20 protein-coding genes and 2 pseudogenes are annotated in these 20,202 nt (G+C 55.1%); all 22 read left to right on the forward strand.

The genetic code is table 11. The features are described 5' to 3' along the window. Nucleotides 1-2 precede the first annotated feature (2 nt). Nucleotides 3-434, forward strand: coding sequence for a gp436 family protein (locus QUE74_RS01970; protein ID WP_000119402.1), 432 nt, complete (start codon nt 3-5; stop codon nt 432-434). Continuing rightward, nucleotides 431-1,084, forward strand: a complete 654-nt coding sequence (locus QUE74_RS01975) for a DUF1834 family protein (protein ID WP_077788439.1) — start codon at nt 431-433, stop codon at nt 1,082-1,084. The genes QUE74_RS01970 and QUE74_RS01975 overlap by 4 nt, the downstream gene beginning before the upstream one ends. Nucleotides 1,085-1,097: 13 nt before the next feature. After that, entirely contained in the window at nt 1,098-1,307 is a 210-nt protein-coding gene (locus tag QUE74_RS01980) for a DUF2635 domain-containing protein (protein WP_001371970.1), read from the forward strand. Beyond that, nucleotides 1,300-2,721, forward strand: coding sequence for a phage tail sheath C-terminal domain-containing protein (locus QUE74_RS01985; protein ID WP_105282957.1), 1,422 nt, complete (start codon nt 1,300-1,302; stop codon nt 2,719-2,721). Before QUE74_RS01980 ends, QUE74_RS01985 begins: the two co-directional genes overlap by 8 nt. Before the next feature lie 12 nt (nt 2,722-2,733). Then, a complete protein-coding gene (locus tag QUE74_RS01990) occupies nt 2,734-3,108 on the forward strand; it encodes a hypothetical protein (protein WP_000023097.1) in 375 nt (124 codons plus the stop codon). Then, nucleotides 3,105-3,488: a hypothetical protein gene (locus tag QUE74_RS01995; RefSeq protein ID WP_000172649.1), complete on the forward strand. Its 384-nt coding sequence runs from the start codon at nt 3,105-3,107 to the stop codon at nt 3,486-3,488. The genes QUE74_RS01990 and QUE74_RS01995 overlap by 4 nt, the downstream gene beginning before the upstream one ends. A 14-nt stretch (nt 3,489-3,502) precedes the next feature. Continuing rightward, the gene (locus tag QUE74_RS02000; RefSeq protein ID WP_000178828.1) at nt 3,503-3,661 is read left to right on the forward strand and encodes a hypothetical protein; all 159 of its coding nucleotides are present in this window, start codon (nt 3,503-3,505) and stop codon (nt 3,659-3,661) included. Beyond that, nucleotides 3,651-5,891 carry a phage tail tape measure protein gene (locus QUE74_RS02005; protein ID WP_105282958.1) on the forward strand — a complete coding sequence of 747 codons (2,241 nt, stop codon included), beginning with the start codon at nt 3,651-3,653 and terminating at the stop codon, nt 5,889-5,891. Before QUE74_RS02000 ends, QUE74_RS02005 begins: the two co-directional genes overlap by 11 nt. Then, on the forward strand, nt 5,891-7,240 hold the full coding sequence (locus QUE74_RS02010) for a DNA circularization protein (protein WP_225384826.1): 1,350 nt from the start codon (nt 5,891-5,893) through the stop codon (nt 7,238-7,240). Before QUE74_RS02005 ends, QUE74_RS02010 begins: the two co-directional genes overlap by 1 nt. Next, entirely contained in the window at nt 7,224-8,435 is a 1,212-nt protein-coding gene (locus tag QUE74_RS02015) for a phage baseplate assembly protein (RefSeq protein WP_286331891.1), read from the forward strand. The genes QUE74_RS02010 and QUE74_RS02015 overlap by 17 nt, the downstream gene beginning before the upstream one ends. Next, the gene (locus QUE74_RS02020) at nt 8,435-9,085 is read left to right on the forward strand and encodes a phage baseplate assembly protein V (RefSeq protein ID WP_286332203.1); all 651 of its coding nucleotides are present in this window, start codon (nt 8,435-8,437) and stop codon (nt 9,083-9,085) included. Before QUE74_RS02015 ends, QUE74_RS02020 begins: the two co-directional genes overlap by 1 nt. Before the next feature lie 53 nt (nt 9,086-9,138). Next, a complete protein-coding gene (locus QUE74_RS02025) occupies nt 9,139-9,489 on the forward strand; it encodes a phage GP46 family protein (protein ID WP_000372931.1) in 351 nt (116 codons plus the stop codon). Beyond that, nucleotides 9,489-10,568, forward strand: coding sequence for a baseplate J/gp47 family protein (locus QUE74_RS02030; protein ID WP_129049175.1), 1,080 nt, complete (start codon nt 9,489-9,491; stop codon nt 10,566-10,568). The genes QUE74_RS02025 and QUE74_RS02030 overlap by 1 nt, the downstream gene beginning before the upstream one ends. A gap of 3 nt (nt 10,569-10,571) precedes the next feature. Then, nucleotides 10,572-11,144 carry a YmfQ family protein gene (locus QUE74_RS02035; protein WP_286331892.1) on the forward strand — a complete coding sequence of 191 codons (573 nt, stop codon included), beginning with the start codon at nt 10,572-10,574 and terminating at the stop codon, nt 11,142-11,144. A 98-nt stretch (nt 11,145-11,242) separates the two neighbouring features. Then, a pseudogene (locus QUE74_RS29530) lies at nt 11,243-11,470 on the forward strand (phage tail protein); the annotation flags it as partial. A gap of 48 nt (nt 11,471-11,518) precedes the next feature. Next, nucleotides 11,519-12,073: pseudogene (locus tag QUE74_RS29535) on the forward strand (phage tail protein); the annotation flags it as partial. Beyond that, nucleotides 12,073-12,648 (forward strand): tail fiber assembly protein, encoded by a 576-nt coding sequence (locus QUE74_RS02045; protein WP_286331894.1) that lies wholly within the window; start codon nt 12,073-12,075, stop codon nt 12,646-12,648. The pseudogene QUE74_RS29535 and the gene QUE74_RS02045, both read left to right, overlap by 1 nt. Nucleotides 12,649-12,692: 44 nt before the next feature. After that, the gene (locus QUE74_RS02050; protein WP_286331895.1) at nt 12,693-14,657 is read left to right on the forward strand and encodes a prophage tail fiber N-terminal domain-containing protein; all 1,965 of its coding nucleotides are present in this window, start codon (nt 12,693-12,695) and stop codon (nt 14,655-14,657) included. Nucleotides 14,658-14,671: 14 nt separating this feature from the next. Next, nucleotides 14,672-15,250, forward strand: coding sequence for a DUF4376 domain-containing protein (locus QUE74_RS02055; RefSeq protein ID WP_000701861.1), 579 nt, complete (start codon nt 14,672-14,674; stop codon nt 15,248-15,250). A 43-nt stretch (nt 15,251-15,293) separates the two neighbouring features. Continuing rightward, entirely contained in the window at nt 15,294-16,487 is a 1,194-nt protein-coding gene (gene prpC, locus QUE74_RS02060) for a bifunctional 2-methylcitrate synthase/citrate synthase (protein ID WP_286332205.1), read from the forward strand. A gap of 33 nt (nt 16,488-16,520) precedes the next feature. Further along, nucleotides 16,521-17,972 (forward strand): 2-methylcitrate dehydratase, encoded by a 1,452-nt coding sequence (gene prpD, locus QUE74_RS02065; RefSeq protein WP_001275843.1) that lies wholly within the window; start codon nt 16,521-16,523, stop codon nt 17,970-17,972. Between the two features lie 39 nt (nt 17,973-18,011). Continuing rightward, the gene (gene prpE / locus QUE74_RS02070) at nt 18,012-19,898 is read left to right on the forward strand and encodes a propionate--CoA ligase (RefSeq protein WP_000010306.1); all 1,887 of its coding nucleotides are present in this window, start codon (nt 18,012-18,014) and stop codon (nt 19,896-19,898) included. Nucleotides 19,899-20,202: the final 304 nt, after the last annotated feature.

The following is a 20,202-nucleotide window of genomic DNA, read 5'->3' on the forward strand; positions in this document are numbered from 1 at the left end:
CCATGTCTTACGCCACACCGGAACAGTTCATCAGGGCGTTCAGTGAACGCGAGGCACGCACACTGACGGATGAAGACATGACGGGATTCATCGACGAAGAAAAGCTGGCCTCCGCGCTTGCGCGTGCCAGTGCCCAGATTGATGGCTATCTGGTGGGGCGTTACCGGACCCCGTGGCCTGACAGCCCGGGGATTCTGGTGGGTTACTGCTGCGATATCGCCCGTTATCACCTGGCGACCGATTACCGTATCTGCTCAGAAGAAATTCAGATGCGCTACCGGGACGCCATCCGCTTTCTGGAGAAAGTCGCGGCAGGACAAATCAACCTCGGACGGGATACGTCCGGCAGCGTGATCCAGTCATCGTCACAGGTGCGTATCCGCTCCGGCTCCCGTCAGTTCGGGCGTGAGTCCACGCGGGGAGGTGCATTCTGATTACTGAAATTGAACGGGCGCTGGTTGAGCGTCTGCGCTGTGGTCTGGGGCATATGGTGCAGGATGTCCGCACCTATGCCGGTGAACTGGATGAAGACCCGGGCCGGATTGTTCGCAGCCTTCCGGCAGCCTGGGTGACGTTCGGCGGCATCGTGAAAACCGAACGCTATTCCACGTCACGCCGGAAATACATTGCCACCGGACGCTTTGTGGTTGTGGTGGGTGATTACAACACCCGCAGCGAACAGAGCGCCAGACAGGGAGGCACCGTCCGGGATGAAGTCGGGACAAACCTGCTGGTTGAATCCGTCCGCCGTCTGCTGACCGGTCAGGATTTGGGGCTGGAGATTGATTATTTCGAACCCGGGCGGGTCAGGACGCTGTTTAACACCGGCGTGGCAGAGCGGGCAATGTCCGTATTTGCCTGTGAGTTCGATACCCGCTGGGTGGAGCACGCGCTGGAGAACGGCAAATGGCCGGAGCGCGGCGCAGAAGCGGACCGCCTCTTCAACCGCTACCACGGCAGGCTGTCAGACCCTGACCCGGAACTGCTGAACCTTGGCATCCTGTACCAGATGCAGGACAGCGACGCTGAAATATCAGGGCTGACTGAATTAAGAGAGCAACAGCATGAACAAAATGAAGGTTAAGGCGGCTCCCGGGATGAAGTTCCCGATGGAGGATAACGCCCGGAAATACATCACCACGGAAGCAGTGACCGTTGAGAACACCGCTTATTACCGGCGCGCCGTTCAGGACGGTGACCTGATTCTGGTGAAGGATGAGCCTGAAACCACCGTGACGGCTGAACAGGACGCCGTGCAGGTAAAAGCGAAGGCGAAGAGAGAGAAACAGGTGGATTCCGATGAGTGAAATTCAGTTTGACACCATTTCGGGCGGCATCCGTAAGCCCGGTGTGCATTTTGAGTTCAATACCCGGCTGGCCGTTAACACGCTGCCGGGTAACGAACAGCGTGTTCTGGTGATTGGCCCGATGCTGTCAGGCGGCACCGCCACGCCCCTGAATGCGGTTTCCGTGTATTCCGAAGACGAAGCGGATTTGTATTTCGGGGCCGGTTCGCTGGCCGCTGCAATGGCGCGCGCGGCTATTAATGCCAACAGCTATCTGCAACTGGATGTTATCGGTATTGCAGACAGTGGCGCAGGAAAGGCAGCAACCGGCGCGGTTACCGTCAGCGGTACGGCAATCAGCAGCGGCACACTGTCGGTATGGGTTGCTGGTGAGCAGGTCACGGTGGATGTGGAAACCGGCGATGAACCGTCGAAAATCATTCCTGCACTGGTGGAGGCAATGACGCAGACGCCATCGCTTCTGGTCACGGGGGAATACAAATCAGAAGCCTCTCAGCTGACGGTGACCACCCGGACCAAAGGAGCCTGGGGGAATGACATTACCCTGTCAGCATCCACCACGGCAGGTGGTCTGACCGTGAGCGCCACGCCGATGGCGAACGGTGAAATGGACCCGGATATTCAGCCCGCACTGGATGCGGTCTTTGCCGCCGGTCACAACATTCTGATTTGTCCGTTCAGTACCACGCCAGCCCTTGCCGCCCTGAAGCAGCATCTGGAGAAAACCGGGAACGCGATGGAACAGCGCGGCGCGATTGGCTGTGCGGGCTGGACGGGCAGTCTCGGAAACGGGATCACCCTGGCAGCCGGTGTGAACAGCGGGCGCGTGTCCGTCCCCTGGTATCGCGGCTCCGTGAAGCTGCCAGCGGTACTGGCTGCCATCTACGGCGCTGTGATGGCGGGCGAGGAAGACCCGGCGCGTCCGCTGAACTCGCTGGCGCTGTCCGGGCTGGATGTGGTCGCCATGTCACAGCGTGAAAGCCGTAACGAGCAGGAAAACGCCCTGCATAACGGCCTGACGCCGGTTGAGGTTGGCCCGGGTAACACGGTGCAGATTGTGCGTGCGGTCAGTACGTACACGGTTAACGCACAGGGCGTGACTGACGTCTCGTTACTGGATATCACGTCCATCAGAACGCTGGACTACACCCGCAAGGCGTGCCGCGAACGCATCAGCCTTCGCTTCCCGCGCGAAAAACTCAGCACCCGCACTATCGCAAAAGTGGAAAGCGAACTGTATGACGTGCTGATTAAGCTGGAGGAAGCGGAAATTCTGGAGAACGTGGAAGCGAACAAGGCAAAGCTGCGCGTTCAGCGAAACGGGAAAGATGCAAACCGTCTCGACTGCGTGGTTCCGGCGGATGTGGTTAACGGCCTGCATGTGTTTGCCGGTCGCATCGACATGATTTTGTAAGGAGCGCGGTAAATGTCCATTAAAGAATATGTCGGCTCGATTGTGCTGGAGGTGGACAGCCAGGAAATCGAGATCACCGACTTCGATGTTCAGATCAACACCGGGCGAAAGCTGGTCAAGACCATGAACAAAACTGGCAGGGCAAAAGGCTTTGCCCGTGGCATTGCCACTTACGATATTTCAGTTTCGGCGGTTATCCCTGATACCAACGAGCCGGACTGGGAAAATCTGGAAGGTGTGAAAATTTCAATTTATCCGCTCAGCAACAGCGGCAAGCGCACCTCCTATCTGGACTGCTTCACTGTTGAAGTGGGTGAGAAATACACCGTCGACAGTGAAGCGAAAATTGATATCAAAATGGCTGCACTCAGGAAGGTGACAGGATGACTTTGATTAATACACAGACCGGCGAACTGTCTGATGGCGTGGTATTTAACGGCACCGTTCATAAAAACTTTGAGCTGCGTCTGCCGGTCATGCGTGATAACGGGCAGGCACTGGAAGAAACCGAAGAACGCTTTCAGACGGTGGACGGCTTCGCGGCAGATTATTACTACCGTTGCGCAGTGATGGCGGCAACGCTGGTCCGTCTTGGGGATATCCCGCAGGAAGAACTGACGGCGGATCTGTTGCACGACAACATGACGCCGGACGATTTTAATATTCTGCTGGCATCACGCAACGTCCTGAAGGTAAAGCGGAACGGCGGGAATCCCGGCTCGCCGGACTCCGGCTCGCAGTCCTTATCCTCGGGCGCTACGGAATAACCGAAGAGCAAATCATGACCATGAGCCGTCCCGAGCTGGACGGCTGGCTTGCCGCCGTTGACAGGCTGAACGGCGGCGGTTCAGGAAGAAAGGACACCTCACAGACCACCCGCCAGTCATTTAAATCCCTCAGAAAGAAACGCAGAAAAGGTAAGCAGAAAAATGGCCGGTAATTTCAAAGTTGGCATGACCCTGACTGCGAAGGACGAAGCCTCGCAGGTTCTGGAAAAGGGACAAAAACAGGTTATCAAAGCCACCGAAGGTGTAACAAAGGCAACACGGAAGGCAGGCGCAGAGCAGAAGCGTACCGAGCAGGAAAGCATTAACAGCACGAAAAAGGCCGCAAAAGAGATACAGCGTGCCGCCCGTGCCCGGGAAACGCTCGGTATTCGTGCAGAACGTGAAATCCGGCGTGAAATTTATCAGACAGTTGCCAGCTATAACCGTCTGGCCCGCGCCGGTTTTGAATCTGCGCAGGAGCAGGAGCGCGCCATGCAGGCCGCCCGGGAAAAAGCCCGGGCACTCAAGCGTGAACTGGATGGCGTCACTCAGGCTCAGATGAAGATGGCGAAAACACCTGTTATCCCGGAGCCGGGGCGTTTTGCACGTGCGGCAGCATTTGGCGGGAATGCCGTGACAATAGGTGGTGGTATCGCGGCAGGTGCTGCCATTATGGCGCAGCCGGTCAAAAAGCAGATGAGCTACGAACGCCAGCTGGCAATGATGGCCAATACCGCCTTCAGTGATGGCGGACTGGAGGGGCGCAAAGCCGGTCTTGAGCAGATGAAAAGCAGCATCCGTAACGCGGTGACCTATGGTGGCGGCACAAAAGAGGATGCAGCCGAAACACTGGATGCCCTGCTGAAAGATGGCGGTATTTCATTTGACACAGCCAGCAAGTGGCTGCCTGAACTGATGAAATACGCCACGGCTTCCGGTGCATCAGCGACAGACCTGGCTAATGTGATGCTTAAGGGCAAAAAGACTTTTGGATTCAGGGATGAAGATATTTCCACCGTTCTGAATATGGCAATTGCAGCGGGCAAAGAAGGCAGCTTTGAACTGAGCGACATGGCCCGATGGTTATCTTCGCAACTGGGGTCAGCGTCAGCTGCGGGGATGAAAGGCAAAGATGATTTCGTCAAGATTCTGGCACTGAATGAAGCTGCTGCCATCACGGCGGGAAGCAGTGATGAGGCCGGAAATAACGTGTTTAACCTGCTGGCTAAACTGACCAGCCACGATATTGAAACAGCGGCAAAGAGCATTGATTACAACGGTAAAGGAATTGATTTTTCCGGTACGCTGGTTCAGGCGCGCGAGCATGGGCTTGATCCGATAGATGCGCTGTCCAGCCTGATAGACAAAATCGTTGCCAGCGATAAACGCTTTCAGGAGTTGCAAAAGAAACTGGCCTCCGCCCGGGATAAAGGTGAGCAGACGGCTGTTTACGATTCGATGGCAAAACTCCTTGAAGGCTTTGGTGTCGGGAAACTGGTTGCAGACCAACAGGCGTTAAAAGCGTTGCTGGCTTACCGTAACAACCCTGAATACCGCAAGAAGGTTGAAGATGCGGTTAATCAGCAGCGCACCCTGCCGGAAGGTCAGCGCGCGGGTGATGTGGATTTTAACTTCATATCCGGCCTCAATGACTTTAAAACCGAACAGGCTAAAAACACGCTTGAATTTTCACAAATGGATGGTGTGAAAAAACTGGCTGATGCATCCGGGACTGTGGCCGATGCCATAAGCTGGGCGGGTGAAAAATTTCCGGGGCTGACCACAGCAGTGGTGACAGCTACCACAGCCATTAAAGCGATGACAGCAGCGGCCGTCACGTTTGCGGGGCTGAAACTTATTACCGGTAATCCAGTGTCCGGAGGAGCAGATAAGCCCGATGATACTGGGGATACTGCATCCAAAGTTAAAGATATCAGTGAAGTCGCTTCCGGCAATCAGGGACGTCTGGGAAAAATAATGGGCGCTGCCGGAAAAATTGCAACCATTTACGCAGGCTATGAGGCCGCAGAAGAACTTTATGGGGCTGTTGTTGGCGATACCATCAAGAACTTTACAGATAATCATGGTTTGTTTTTTGCAGACGATGGCTCCTTGTTCTTTACCCGTGAAGGAATGCTTAAACGGGATAATGAGCTGAAAGCCGCAGCTGATGCTCTGCCATCACCGGAGCAGGTGAACACAGCCGCCGGAAACACAACGCCTGAATCAGCATCAAAGCAACCCGGACGCATCACCCAGCCGGAATACCTCACGCACTGGGGACCACCTGCCAGCCCCATTAATTTCACCACACAACTGGTGCTCGATGGTCAGGTCGTGGCGGAGGCAGTGAACAAATACAACCTTCAGGACGGCAACAGAGGCACGGGAGGAACTTACTGATGGGCTGGGCTGAAAACCTGCAAAACGCCTCCTTTCGTGGCGTGCAGTTTGATGTACTGAACACGGATGAACAAATCAGCCGCGACCATGCGGTCTATGAATACCCGTTTGTTGACGGGGCGGATTTGCACGACCTCGGACGCAAGGCGCGACCGTTCCGCATGACGGCGTTCCTGTGGGGGGAGTATTACGAATATAAACTTGAAAAGCTGATCGCCGCCCTGGATAAAGGCGGTGATGGTGAGCTGATTCACCCGGTTTACGGCTCCGTACCGTCGGTGATTGTGACCGGCTACAGCATCCGCCATGACGCAGAAAGCCCGGACAGCTGCACCATCGACATGAGTTTTCTGGAGAACCGCACCGGCAGCGCGTTGTTCAGCACTCCGTTACCGGAGCTGTTTGCACAGCAGTTATTTGAAGAACTGGATAAGTTACTGGCACAGTTAAGCGAATTATTTGACGCTGTTACGGCCCCTTTAAAGACCATTAACAGCGTGATTAAAAAAATCCAGACGGTACGCGCCACGCTGGTGAATACCCTGCTGACGTTCAAAAGCGATTTTCTCTCATCCATCGACAATATGATGTCACTGGCCAGCGAACCCGGAAAGTTCATCGGCGGGCTGGCAGAGGTGCTGGAAATCCACACGTCAGATGTCGGACACGCGGTGCCGGTGCTGGAGCGTACTGATTCCGCCACCACGACCGGACTGACCGGGGAAGACAGCGTCGCCAGTTCTGCGACAGTGATGACCTGCTGGAATGAGGTGATGGCAGATATGGATGAGCTGGTCGCGCTGCCGGTCGCACTGGTCAGCGGTGATAAAACGCCGTCTGTGGCACTTCCGCCGGATGCATCCGTGGAAGACGTGCAGGACGTGAAAGCGGCTTATGCGGTTCTGGCAGCCTCAGAGCTGGCCAGCGTGGCGACGGCGATACTGTCAGATGAGGCCCAGTCAGAGCAGCTTATACCGGCGGATATCGGGCGACTGGTCGGGGATGTGCGCACCCGCTTACAGGCCGCCATCACGCTGTTCCGTGAACGCTATGAAGGCGAACGCGAACGGATAACCGAAACCGCATCACCGCTGGGGCTGATGTACCCGGAAATCATTCAGAGCATGAAGAACGTGGCGGCATCCGTGCAGGATGTCGGCCTGCTGGTTCTGTCTCGCCGCCCACCGCTGACGCAGAAACAGGTGCAGGCGGACAGCTGTCTGCTGTTGCTGGCGTGGCAGTGGTACGGTGATTACAGCCGTGCGGCAGAGCTGCAACGTCTGAATCCGCAGCTGCGTGACCCGAACAACATAACCGCCGGGATGGTGATTAATGCCTATGCAAAATAACGACGACAAAATCAGCCTGGTCATTGCCGGAAGGTCGCATTCTGACTGGAGCAGTTATCGTATTGACAGCGATTTCCTGAAAGCCGCCGACGGCTGGCAGCTTCAGCTGGGACTGCCTGAAAAGGTGTTCCCGGCGGATATCGTCCGGGGTGCGCCGGTCCGTTTGCAGGTGGGAGACGAGACGGTCCTCAGTGGTCGCGTGGACAGCGTGCGCCGCAGTGTATCCCGTCAGAGCTGCACGCTGACCCTGTCCGGGCGTGATGATGCCGCCATCCTGGTGGACTGTGCCGCACCGGTGTTCAGCGCCAACCAGCTGACACTGGACGAGGTCATCGACAGGATAGTCAGACCGCTGGGGATACAGCGCATCCGTATTCAGGCGTCCGGTGTGTCACGTAATGACAAGGTCGTTATAGAGCCGGGGATGCGTGCGTGGGATGCACTGGCTAAAGCTGCCGCCGGTCGCGGCTTATGGCCGTGGTTTGAGCCTGACGGGACGCTGGTTGTGGGTGGCCCTGACTACACCACCACGCCGGTGGATACACTGATTATGAAGCTGGACGGCACCGGGAACAACGTGATGGAGCTGGACGATACCCGGTCCATTAACGGCTGTTTCTCCGAGCTAACGGTGCTGGCCCAGAGCCACGCCCGCCGCGCAGACAGCAAGAAACAGGTGGCCGTGGTGCCGCTGGATATCTGGAACGAGGACGGCAGCGTGCGCACATTGTCCGGGCAGGACAGCGGTAATACGGACAGTGGCCAGACAGGCATTCATAACATGAAAGCCGTTGCCACCGACCCCACCGTGGATTATTACCGCCCGCAGATAATCACCCAGGGCGACACCAGCAATCTGGAGCAGGTGAACTGGCGCGCAAAAAAAATGATGAGTGATGCCCGCCTGTCGGGGCTGGATATCGTCGCACTGGTTGCAGGTCATCGCACGGCAGATGGTGTTCTGTGGCAGCCCGGCCAGCGGGTGCGGATTGTCAGCGAACCCCACGGCATCGATGCCATCTTTTTTCTGATGGGGCGTGAGTTCAGCGTAGGCCGGAACGGGCAGACAACCCGGCTCCGCTTTAAGGAGGATGGCGTGTGGATACCTGATGCCTACCCGCGCGAGAAGAAACGCCATCATCGCAGGGGCAAAAAGAAAAAAGAGGTCGCCATTGTTAAGGTCTGGGAGAAATGATGTGGGACAAGGTTAATCAGCGCATACAGCAGGCACTGGTCGCCGTTCGCCAGGCGTTCAGGGTGGTGACCGGTACGGTGGACAGTTCGACCAAAGTACAGCTACTTCAGCTGAACGGGCTGGCAGGCGAACAGCTGGACGGTGCGGAGTATTTTCAGCATTACGGCCTCACCACATCCCCGCCGCCCGGCTCAATGGGTATTGCCGTTCCGCTGAACGGTAATACCTCCCATACTGTCGTCGTGGCCACAGAGCACGGCGCATATCGCCTGACGGAACTGAAACCCGGCGAGGTGGCCCTGTATACCGACGAAGGCGCGAAAATCGTACTGAAGCGCGGACGGGTTATTGAGCATGAATGTGATGTTTATCGGGTGAAATGCAAACGCTATGAGGTCGAGGCACAGGAAAGTGCCGCATTCACGACACCGTTACTGACGGCCAGTGATAAGCTGACGGTGGAAGGTAAAATCACCGGCAACGGTGGCATGGCCATCAGTGGGGGCAAGAAATACGCCGCCACCTTTGAAGGCAACATCAACCATGTGGGCGGTGTGATTACCTCCGTTGACGTCACCATTAATGGCGTTAAAATCGGAACGCACAAACACCCGACCCCACACGGCATGTCTGACACGCCGGTTAACTAAGTGCTGAACACCCTCACCTGATTCTGACCTGTCCATGCTGCCAGACTGGCGGCATGGACCAGACGATTTCACCTGCAACCGGCGACTACGAACGCCGCCGGATTTATACACTCCATAACGCGGTTTATCTGCGACTGGCGACACCGCTTGGCAGTTACTGGGCGGATGCGTCGCTGGGGTCACGCCTGCACGAACTGAAGCGGGAAAAAGACGTTTCCCGTGTTCACAGGCTGGCGGCGCAGTATGCCAGCCAGGCACTTCAGCCCCTGCTTGATGACGGGCGGGCAAAATCCATTACCGTTGACACGAAAGCGGGTCAGCGCGGCTGGCTGTTGCTGCTAATCACCGTCACGGATAACGCGGGCACACCGCAGACGTTTGAACACCCTGTGAGGATTATGTAATGCCGTTTCCTGTTCCGGGCGTTGCTGAAAACACAGAACGCCAGCTACGTGATATCGCTAACGCCCTGCCGGGAGAAACCATCGACACCGGCGCTGACAGCGACTACCGCATTCGTGCAAATGCCGTATCCGGCGTGGCTGACGGGCTTTATATGCATCAGGGATGGATCCTCCGTCAGGTGTTTCCTGACACGGCAGACCCTGAATATCTGGAGCTGCACTGCCGCACGCGCAATGTTTTTCGTAAAAAAGCAACGGCCTCATCCGGTCCGGTGGTGATTACCGGCACACCCGGTAAGACGCTGCCAGCCGGTGCGGAAATTCGCGGTGAAGGTGTCAGCGTGGCCACCACAGCAGACTGCACCATCGGTGATGAAGGCAGCGCAGAGGTGGCGGTAAAAAGCACCACCACGGGTGCACAGACGAATGCATCCACGACGCAGACGGCAACGCTGGTCAGCCCGCCGGAAGGCATCAACAGCACGGTGACGATTAAATCCCTGACCGGCGGAACGGACAGGGAAAGCGACGCCGACCTGCTGGCGCGTTATCTGGATATTCTGCGCAGGCCGCCCGCTGGCGGTAACAAATATGATTACAAACGCTGGGCGCTGGAAGTGGATGGCGTTACGTCTGCGTATGTGGAGCCGTTACGTCGTGGGCTGGGGACGGTTGATGTGGCCATTACGTCAGCCAATGACCTCCCTTCGCAGGAACTGATTAATGCCGTGCTGGCGCATATTGAGGAAGTCCGCCCGGTCACAGCGAAGGACACAATGGTACTGGCCCCGACGAAAAAAGCCGTTGATTTCGTTGTTCGGGTAAAAACCAGCGGCCTGACCGTTGAGCAGATAAAACCGCAGATAACTGACGTTATCACGGATTTTATGAACCGACTGGAGCCGGGGCAGGAATTAATTATTTCACAACTGGAAACCCAGATTTCATTAATTTCCGGTGTCAGTGACCGGCGAATCATTACGCCAGCAGACAATGTAAAAGCCATTATTAACGCGTCAACGTGGGAATGGCTGCGCCCGGGAAATATTGATATTCAGCCTTTTCCGCGTGAGGGGTGATTCATGAATATGGTCGATTTATTTCGCGCCATGCTGCCGCCTGTCAGTTATGACCAGAACGGGAAATATATTTCCGCGGAGCTGACCGCCGAGGCTGACGTCATGGAGGCCGTGAAGGCATCAGCGGCAAGCGTTCTGGCACAAATCACCCCATTGCAGGCATCGATGACGCTGTCCGACTGGGAGCGCGTGTACGGCATTGTCCCCCGTGAAGGAGCAACACAACAGGAGCGGCGGCAGAACATCCTGGTCAGGATGGCCGCCACAGGTGGGCTGTCAATCCCTTACTTTAAGAGCCTTGCCGCCAGCCTGGGCTACACCATCACCATTACGGAGCCGCGAGCGTTCCGGGTGGGGATAAACCGCTGCGGCGACCGTCTGCTGATACCGGAAATCCGCTGGGTGTGGCAGGTCAATGTTATCGGGACAAAAACACCGGTCTACCGTTTCAGAACGGGGGCGTCGGCAACCGGCGAACCGCTGACGGCCTTTGGTGAATCCATTTTAGAAAACACGTTTAAAGACCTTAAACCGGCTTTTACAGACTGTTATTTCACATATGAGGTGAAGGAATAATGCAGAATTTAATGCCTCCGGTGAATACGCCGGATAAGCTATTTCATGATGGTGACCCCACTCAGGGAATTGAGGGAACCATCGTTTACGCCGAATATATGAATAATCATCAGGCAGCAACGCGCGATTTGCAGCAGGAGGTGATTAACGTTCTTAAAGGGGTTGGCGTAACCCCGGACCCGAAAAAACAGAATCAACTGTTTGAGGCGCTGGCCTTATATGTCGGGAAAAAAGTTCCTGATGCATCATTAACGAATAAGGGTGTCGTTCAGCTCAGCAGCGCAATAAACAGTGATTCAGAAGAACTGGCTGCCACCCCAAAGGCAATAAAGTCGTTAGCAGAAAAAATCACTGATTTACAGGGTACAGCTTTGCCGGTTGGAACACCAATCCCGTGGCCATCTGATTCAGTGCCATCCGGTTATGCCTTAATGCAGGGGCAAAGTTTTGATAAAGGCTCTTACCCTAAACTTGCGGTTGCCTATCCGTCCGGGATTATTCCTGATATGCGCGGCTGGACAATCAAGGGTAAGCCTGCCAGTGGTCGTGCTGTATTGTCTCAGGAGCAGGACGGCATTAAATCACACGCCCACAGTGCCAGTGCGTCAAATACCGATTTGGGAACGAAAATAACCAGTTCGTTTGATTATGGTTCAAAATCGACAGATGCGGGTGGACTGCATAATCATGATGTCGGTCAGCAGGTATCTGTCAGTGCCGGTGGTGGCTCAACGGTAAACATGAATAGCGGTGTAAGAAACCTTTACACGGGGCAGGCAGGAAACCATGCGCATGGCGTATATATCGGCCCTCATAATCATGCCGTCGCCATTGGTTCACACGGTCACACCATTACTGTTAACGCTTCCGGTAACGCAGAAAATACCGTCAAGAACATCGCATTTAATTATATTGTGAGGCTTGCATAATGACTTTTAAAATGAGTGATAAAGCACAGACCATTCGTGTATTTAATTTTCTTGAAGATACAAAAGAATTTATCGGCAGTGGTGACGCTTATATACCGCCTCATACCGGATTACCCGCAAACTGTACGGATATTGTACCGCCGGAAATCCCCGAAGGTTTTACAGCAATGTTTGATACTGCTGACAATTCATGGCGTCTGGTTGAAGACCATCGGGGGGAAACGGTTTATTCAACAGAAACCGGAAATGCAGTCCCGATATCTGAACTGGGGGAACTTCCTGAAAATGTCACATTTATTGCACCAGACGGAGAATACCAGCGCTGGGATGGCAGTCAGTGGATGACGGATGAAGAGGCGAAGCGTGATGCGCTGATTAATCAGGCGGCAGAAAAGAAAGCCAGCCTGCTGAAACAGACTGGAGAACAAATCGCAATCTTACAGGATGCTGTTGATTTTGGTGAAGCAACACCAGAGGAACAGGAGCAACTGACAGCCCTCAGAAAATTACGAATAAAGTTAAATCGTATTCAACCGGAAAATGCACCAGATATCGACTGGTCAGACTTTGAATAAATCAGACAGCCGCCGCAGGCGGCTTTTTATCATTCAGAGGTTTTATGTCTGTATTAATCTCAGGTGTGCTTATTAATGGTGCCGGCGTTCCGATGGCGGAATGCAAAATTTATTTAGATGCACTGGTTAATACCAGTGAAGTGGTCACTGAATCATTCGCGGTTATTGAAACCGATGCGGCGGGACAGTATGCCTTTGAAGCGCAAAAAGGCAAATACACCGTTCACATCAAGCAAAAGAACGGCCCTAAGTGCTGCGTGGGTGATATTTCGGTTTACGACGACTCAAAGCCCGGCACGCTGAACGACTTTCTGACCGCCCTCGATGAAGGCGACCTGAAGCCGGATGTCGTTAAACGCTTTGAGGAAATGGTGGCACAGGCGCAGCAGAGCGCCGAAGCCGCAGCGAAAAGCGAGCAGCAGGCAGGGCAACATGTCGCTGATGCGCAGAAGATTAAGGGGGATTGCCAGACACTGGCGGATAACGTACAGCAGAATGCAGAATCCGTTACCGAAGATAAAAAGCAGGTGGCACAGCTGGCATCATCTGCCACACAGGATGCGGCCCGCGCAGAGCAGGCCGTAAAGGATGCCGACAGGATAGTCCAGAAAGCGGTTGATAAACTCGGTGAAGCCGCAACGCTGACCGGCGAGGCAAAAGCCAGCGCCGAAGCGGCAGCAAAAAGCGAGCAGAGCGCGAAACAGCACAGGGACGAGGCGCAACGGATAGTTGATGACCTGAAGGGAAGTAATGCTTCCACGACAGAAAAAGGTCTGGTGCAACTCTGTAGTGATACAGACAACGACAGCGAAGAACTGGCAGCCACACCAAAAGCCGTCAAAGCCGTCATGGACGAGACGAAAACAAAAGCGCCACTGGACAGCCCGGCGTTCACCGGCACGCCAACCACACCAACCCCACCGGATGATGCCGCCGGTCTGGAAGCAGCGAACGCAGCGTTTGTGCGCAAACTGCTTGCTGCGCTGGTTGGCTCATCGCCGGAAGTTCTGGACACCCTGAACGAGCTGGCAGCGGCGCTGGGCAATGACCCGAACTTTGCGACGACAATCACAAACGCGCTGGCAGGCAAACAACCGCTTAATGACGTCTTAACGGCAATCAGCGCACTGACGCAACGGGCAGATAATCTTCTGTACTTCAATACGGACGGGAATGCCTCACTGTCTCCGCTGTCAGAGAAGGCCCGCGCATTACTGGCGCATGACACGGCTGAAGCCATGCGCACGGAGCTTGAGCTGAACGCGGCTGCGACGATGGAACCCCAGAGTGATATCCGTGACCGCACACCGGGCAGGCTGGCCCTGTCCGGGATGTATGGGTTTGGACAGGCATTCACCAGCGCCGAAGCTCTGTCATTTAACGGACAGGCTGATTTCGTTATATGGCTGCAGACAGTCACCCCGGGGCGTTATGCGGTCAGTATTGCGGACTCCTCCACGCTGCTGAAGGGGACCACGAAATTTAACGGTATCATTGATGTGATGTGGTCACCGTCTGATAACGACGAATCAGACACGGCGCGTAAATTCAAAACGCTGCTGTACTACAACCAGTATTACGAGGATGAGCACAGCATACATTGTATGCGTTATCGCTACAGTGGTAACAGCTGGAATGCAACATCAAGCCTTATTGTGTATGACGGCAACTCCCTGGCATATCTGATGTCCTCAACCGCCGGTAATGGTCCGTTCTCATATTACCAATACCCGGCCGTCGGTGTGCCGATTATGGCGGTATATCAGGGAGAAAGTTTTGGTGAAAATGCTTCTCTGGGACTCGGTGATACTGTGCCGGGTTCCCGTCTTGGTCCTCTGGCCATGAGTGCACAGGTTAGTGATACAGGGACATACGCATCCTCACCGCAGGTTGTGATTGGCGGTGCCGGTGAATACAACTTCCCCGGTCGTTACACGGCGCTTTCGGGCCTGGGTAACAATTATGGTACTCAGCGTGGCTTTATCGGTCTTTTTGTACGCATTGAGTAATGAGGAAATCAGGCATGAAAATCAGAGCGGTGAAAGGTATCAGAAACGCACATTATCTTGAAAATGGTGCGGTTGACTGCGAGGTGTTATTTGAAGGTGAAACGGAGTTCGCCCTGTATACTGCCATACAGGATGATATGGCCCCGACAGGCCAGCACATCTGGCAGGAGCTGCAAAGCGGGAAATGGGGCGAAATCGCCCCGTTCACCGTCACGCCGGAACTTATTGCAGCGGCAAAGGATGCCAAAAAGCGGGAAATTGAGGCATGGCGCGACAGTCAGGAAAACGTTGAGTTTATTTTCACGTTTGATGGCCGTCGTTTTGATGGTGGAAAAACCTCGCAGTCACGCCTTGCCCCCGTGGTTGCAACAGCACAGGCCGGACTGCTTCCGGAGGGTTTTTTCTGGACTGATGCGGATAATAACAACGTAGTACTGACCAGGGAGAAACTTATTGCGCTGAACGATGCCATGATGGCGGCCATGGTGACGGAGGGCTTTAAAATCCACGAACGCCAGCGCGAGATGAAGGAACAACTGAATAATCTGGATGATTTGCGTTCAATCAGGGAAATGGTGATTAGCGATAATTAGCGGTCAATTCCGGGCTTTTTGGGCGCGCTTTCCGCCCAGAATTATACGTCAATTAGCCCAGAAAAAATCGCGAAGTTACACGATCCTGCAAAACAGTACCCATGTCATTAAACCGAAAAAATCTGTGGCACTTTCTGGCGTTCCGGCGGGCAATACGGCGCTGTGTACGGTGGGTAAAAGCGGCAATGACCTGCATTACCGCGGCTACGATATTCTTGATCTGGCGGAACATTGCGAATTTGAAGAAGTGGCGCATCTGCTGATCCATGGCAAACTGCCGACCCGTGACGAACTCGCCGCTTACAAAACAAAACTGAAAGCCCTGCGCGGTTTACCGGCTAACGTGCGTACCGTGCTGGAAGCCTTACCAGCGGCGTCGCACCCGATGGATGTTATGCGCACCGGGGTTTCCGCGCTCGGCTGCACGCTGCCAGAAAAAGAGGGGCATACCGTTTCCGGCGCGCGGGATATTGCCGACAAATTATTAGCGTCGCTTAGCTCGATTCTTCTCTACTGGTATCACTACAGCCACAACGGCGAACGCATCCAGCCGGAAACCGATGACGACTCCATCGGCGGTCACTTCCTGCATTTGCTGCACGGCGAAAAGCCGTCGCAAAGCTGGGAAAAGGCGATGCATATTTCGCTGGTGCTGTACGCCGAACACGAGTTTAACGCCTCCACCTTTACCAGCCGGGTGATTGCGGGCACCGGCTCTGACATGTATTCAGCCATTATCGGCGCGATTGGCGCACTGCGCGGGCCGAAACACGGCGGGGCGAATGAAGTGTCGCTGGAGATCCAGCAACGCTATGAAACGCCGGACGAAGCCGAAGCTGATATCCGCAAGCGGGTTGAAAACAAAGAAGTGGTGATTGGTTTTGGGCATCCGGTTTATACCATCGCCGACCCGCGTCATCAGGTGATTAAACGAGTGGCGAAGCAGCTCTCGCAGGAAGGCGGCTCGCTGAAGATGTACAACATCGCCGATCGCCTGGAAACGGTAATGTGGGAGAGCAAAAAAATGTTCCCCAATCTCGACTGGTTCTCCGCTGTTTCCTACAACATGATGGGCGTTCCCACCGAGATGTTCACGCCACTGTTTGTTATCGCCCGCGTCACCGGCTGGGCGGCGCACATTATCGAACAACGTCAGGACAACAAAATTATCCGTCCTTCCGCCAATTATGTTGGCCCTGAAGACCGCCAGTTTGTCGCGCTGGATAAGCGCCAGTAAACCTCTACGAATAACAAGAAGGAAACGTACCCAATGTCAGCTCAAATCAACAACATCCGCCCGGAATTCGACCGCGAAATTATTGATATTGTCGATTACGTCATGAACTACGAAATCAGCTCCAGAGTGGCCTATGACACCGCCCATTACTGCCTGCTCGACACCCTCGGCTGCGGTCTGGAAGCTCTCGAATACCCGGCCTGTAAAAAACTGTTGGGGCCAATTGTCCCCGGCACCGTTGTACCTAACGGCGTACGCGTCCCCGGAACTCAGTTCCAGCTCGACCCCGTCCAGGCGGCATTTAACATTGGCGCGATGATCCGCTGGCTCGATTTCAACGATACCTGGCTGGCGGCGGAGTGGGGCCATCCTTCCGACAACCTCGGCGGTATTCTGGCAACGGCAGACTGGCTTTCACGCAACGCGGTCGCCAGCGGCAAAGCGCCGTTGACCATGAAACAGGTGCTGACCGCAATGATTAAAGCCCATGAAATTCAGGGCTGCATCGCGCTGGAAAACTCCTTTAATCGCGTCGGCCTTGACCACGTTCTGTTAGTGAAAGTGGCTTCCACCGCCGTGGTCGCCGAAATGCTTGGCCTGACCCGTGATGAAATCCTCAACGCCGTTTCGCTGGCATGGGTAGACGGACAGTCGCTGCGCACCTATCGTCATGCACCGAACACCGGCACGCGTAAATCCTGGGCGGCGGGCGATGCCACGTCCCGCGCGGTACGTCTGGCGCTGATGGCGAAAACGGGCGAAATGGGTTACCCGTCAGCTCTGACTGCGCCGGTATGGGGCTTCTACGACGTCTCCTTTAAAGGTGAATCGTTCCGCTTCCAGCGTCCGTACGGTTCCTACGTCATGGAAAATGTGCTGTTCAAAATCTCCTTCCCGGCGGAGTTCCACTCCCAGACGGCAGTTGAAGCGGCGATGACGCTCTATGAACAGATGCAGGCAGCAGGCAAAACGGCGGCAGATATCGAAAAAGTGACCATTCGCACCCACGAAGCCTGTATTCGCATCATCGACAAAAAAGGGCCGCTCAATAACCCGGCAGACCGCGACCACTGCATTCAGTACATGGTGGCGATCCCGCTGCTATTCGGGCGCTTAACGGCGGCAGATTACGAAGACAACCTTGCGCAAGATAAACGCATCGACACCCTGCGCGAGAAGATCAATTGCTTTGAAGATCCGGCATTTACCGCTGACTACCACGACCCGGAAAAACGCGCCATCGCCAATGCCATTACCCTTGAGTTCACCGACGGCACGCGCTTTGAAGAAGTGGTGGTGGAGTACCCAATTGGTCATGCTCGCCGCCGTCAGGACGGTATTCCAAAACTGGTCGATAAATTCAAAATCAACCTCGCGCGCCAGTTCCCGACTCGACAGCAGCAGCGCATTCTGGACGTTTCTCTCGACAGAGCTCGCCTGGAACAGATGCCGGTCAATGAGTATCTCGATCTGTACGTCATTTAAGTAAACGGCGGTAAGGCGTAAGTTCAACAGGAGAGCATTATGTCTTTTAGCGAATTTTATCAGCGTTCGATTAACGAACCGGAGCAATTCTGGGCCGAGCAGGCCCGGCGTATTGACTGGCAGACGCCCTTTACGCAAACGCTCGATCACAGCAATCCGCCGTTTGCCCGTTGGTTTTGTGAAGGCCGAACCAATTTGTGCCACAACGCCATCGACCGCTGGCTGGAGAAACAGCCAGAGGCGCTGGCATTAATTGCCGTCTCTTCGGAAACAGAAGAAGAGCGCACTTTTACCTTTCGCCAGTTGCATGACGAAGTGAACGCGGTGGCGTCAATGCTGCGCTCACTGGGCGTACGGCGTGGCGATCGGGTGCTGGTGTATATGCCGATGATTGCCGAAGCGCATATTACCCTGCTGGCCTGCGCGCGCATTGGCGCTATTCACTCGGTAGTGTTTGGTGGATTTGCCTCGCACAGCGTGGCTGCGCGGATTGATGACGCTAAACCGGTGCTGATTGTCTCGGCAGATGCCGGAGCGCGCGGTGGCAAAATCATTCCTTATAAAAAATTGCTCGACGATGCGATAAGTCAGGCGCAGCATCAGCCGCGCCACGTTTTGCTGGTGGATCGCGGGCTGGCGAAAATGGCGCGCGTTACCGGACGGGATGTCGATTTCGCGTCATTGCGCCATCAGCACATCGGCGCGCGGGTGCCGGTGGCGTGGCTGGAATCCAACGAAACCTCCTGCATTCTCTACACCTCCGGCACGACCGGCAAACCAAAAGGTGTACAGCGTGACGTCGGCGGTTATGCGGTGGCGCTGGCGACCTCAATGGACACCATTTTTGGTGGCAAAGCGGGCGGTGTGTTCTTCTGTGCGTCAGATATCGGCTGGGTAGTGGGGCATTCGTATATCGTCTACGCGCCGCTGCTGGCGGGGATGGCGACCATTGTTTACGAAGGATTGCCGACTTATCCTGACTGCGGTGTGTGGTGGAAAATCGTCGAGAAATATCAGGTTAGCCGGATGTTCTCAGCGCCGACCGCCATCCGCGTGCTGAAAAAATTCCCTACCGCTGAAATTCGCAAACACGATCTCTCGTCGCTGGAAGTGCTCTATCTGGCGGGGGAGCCGCTGGATGAGCCGACTGCCAGTTGGGTGAGCAATACGCTGGATGTGCCGGTCATCGACAATTACTGGCAGACCGAATCCGGCTGGCCGATTATGGCGATTGCTCGTGGTCTGGACGACAGGCCGACACGTCTGGGAAGCCCCGGCGTGCCGATGTATGGATACAACGTGCAGTTGCTCAATGAAGTCACCGGCGAACCGTGCGGTGTCAACGAGAAAGGGATGGTAGTGGTGGAAGGGCCGCTGCCGCCGGGGTGTATTCAAACCATCTGGGGCGATGACGACCGCTTTGTGAAGACGTACTGGTCGCTGTTTTCCCGTCCGGTGTACGCCACCTTTGACTGGGGCATCCGCGATGCTGACGGTTATCACTTTATTCTCGGGCGTACTGACGATGTAATTAATGTTGCCGGGCATCGGCTTGGCACACGCGAGATTGAAGAGAGTATCTCCAGTCATCCGGGCGTTGCTGAAGTGGCGGTGGTTGGGGTGAAAGATGCGCTGAAAGGGCAGGTGGCGGTGGCGTTTGTCATTCCGAAAGAGAGCGATAGCCTGGAAGATCGCGAGGTGGCGCACTCGCAAGAGAAGGCGATTATGGCGCTGGTGGACAGCCAGATTGGCAACTTTGGTCGCCCGGCGCACGTCTGGTTTGTCTCGCAATTGCCAAAAACGCGATCCGGAAAAATGCTGCGCCGCACGATCCAGGCGATTTGCGAAGGACGCGATCCTGGAGATCTGACGACCATTGATGATCCTGCGTCGTTGGATCAGATCCGCCAGGCGATGGAAGAGTAAGGCGTTGTCGGATGTGTCGTGTGGCGCATCCGACACCGTGCGCAGATGCCTGATGCGACGCTGACGCGTCTTATCATGCCTACAGGCCTGAACCGTAGGTCGGATAAGGCGCACGCGCCGCATCCGACACTGTGCGCAGATGCCTGATGCGAGGCAGGCGTGTCTTATCATGTGTACCCATTTTTTCTCAAATAAGTTTTTATCCACTTTTCCGCATTCATCCATATAAAAAATATATCCCCTCCACGAAAACGATTGCTTTTTATCTTCAGATGAATAGAATGCGGCGGATTTTTTGGGTTTC

This window comes from Escherichia sp. 10290, assembly GCF_030295155.1.
Lineage (GTDB): Bacteria > Pseudomonadota > Gammaproteobacteria > Enterobacterales > Enterobacteriaceae > Escherichia > Escherichia coli_F.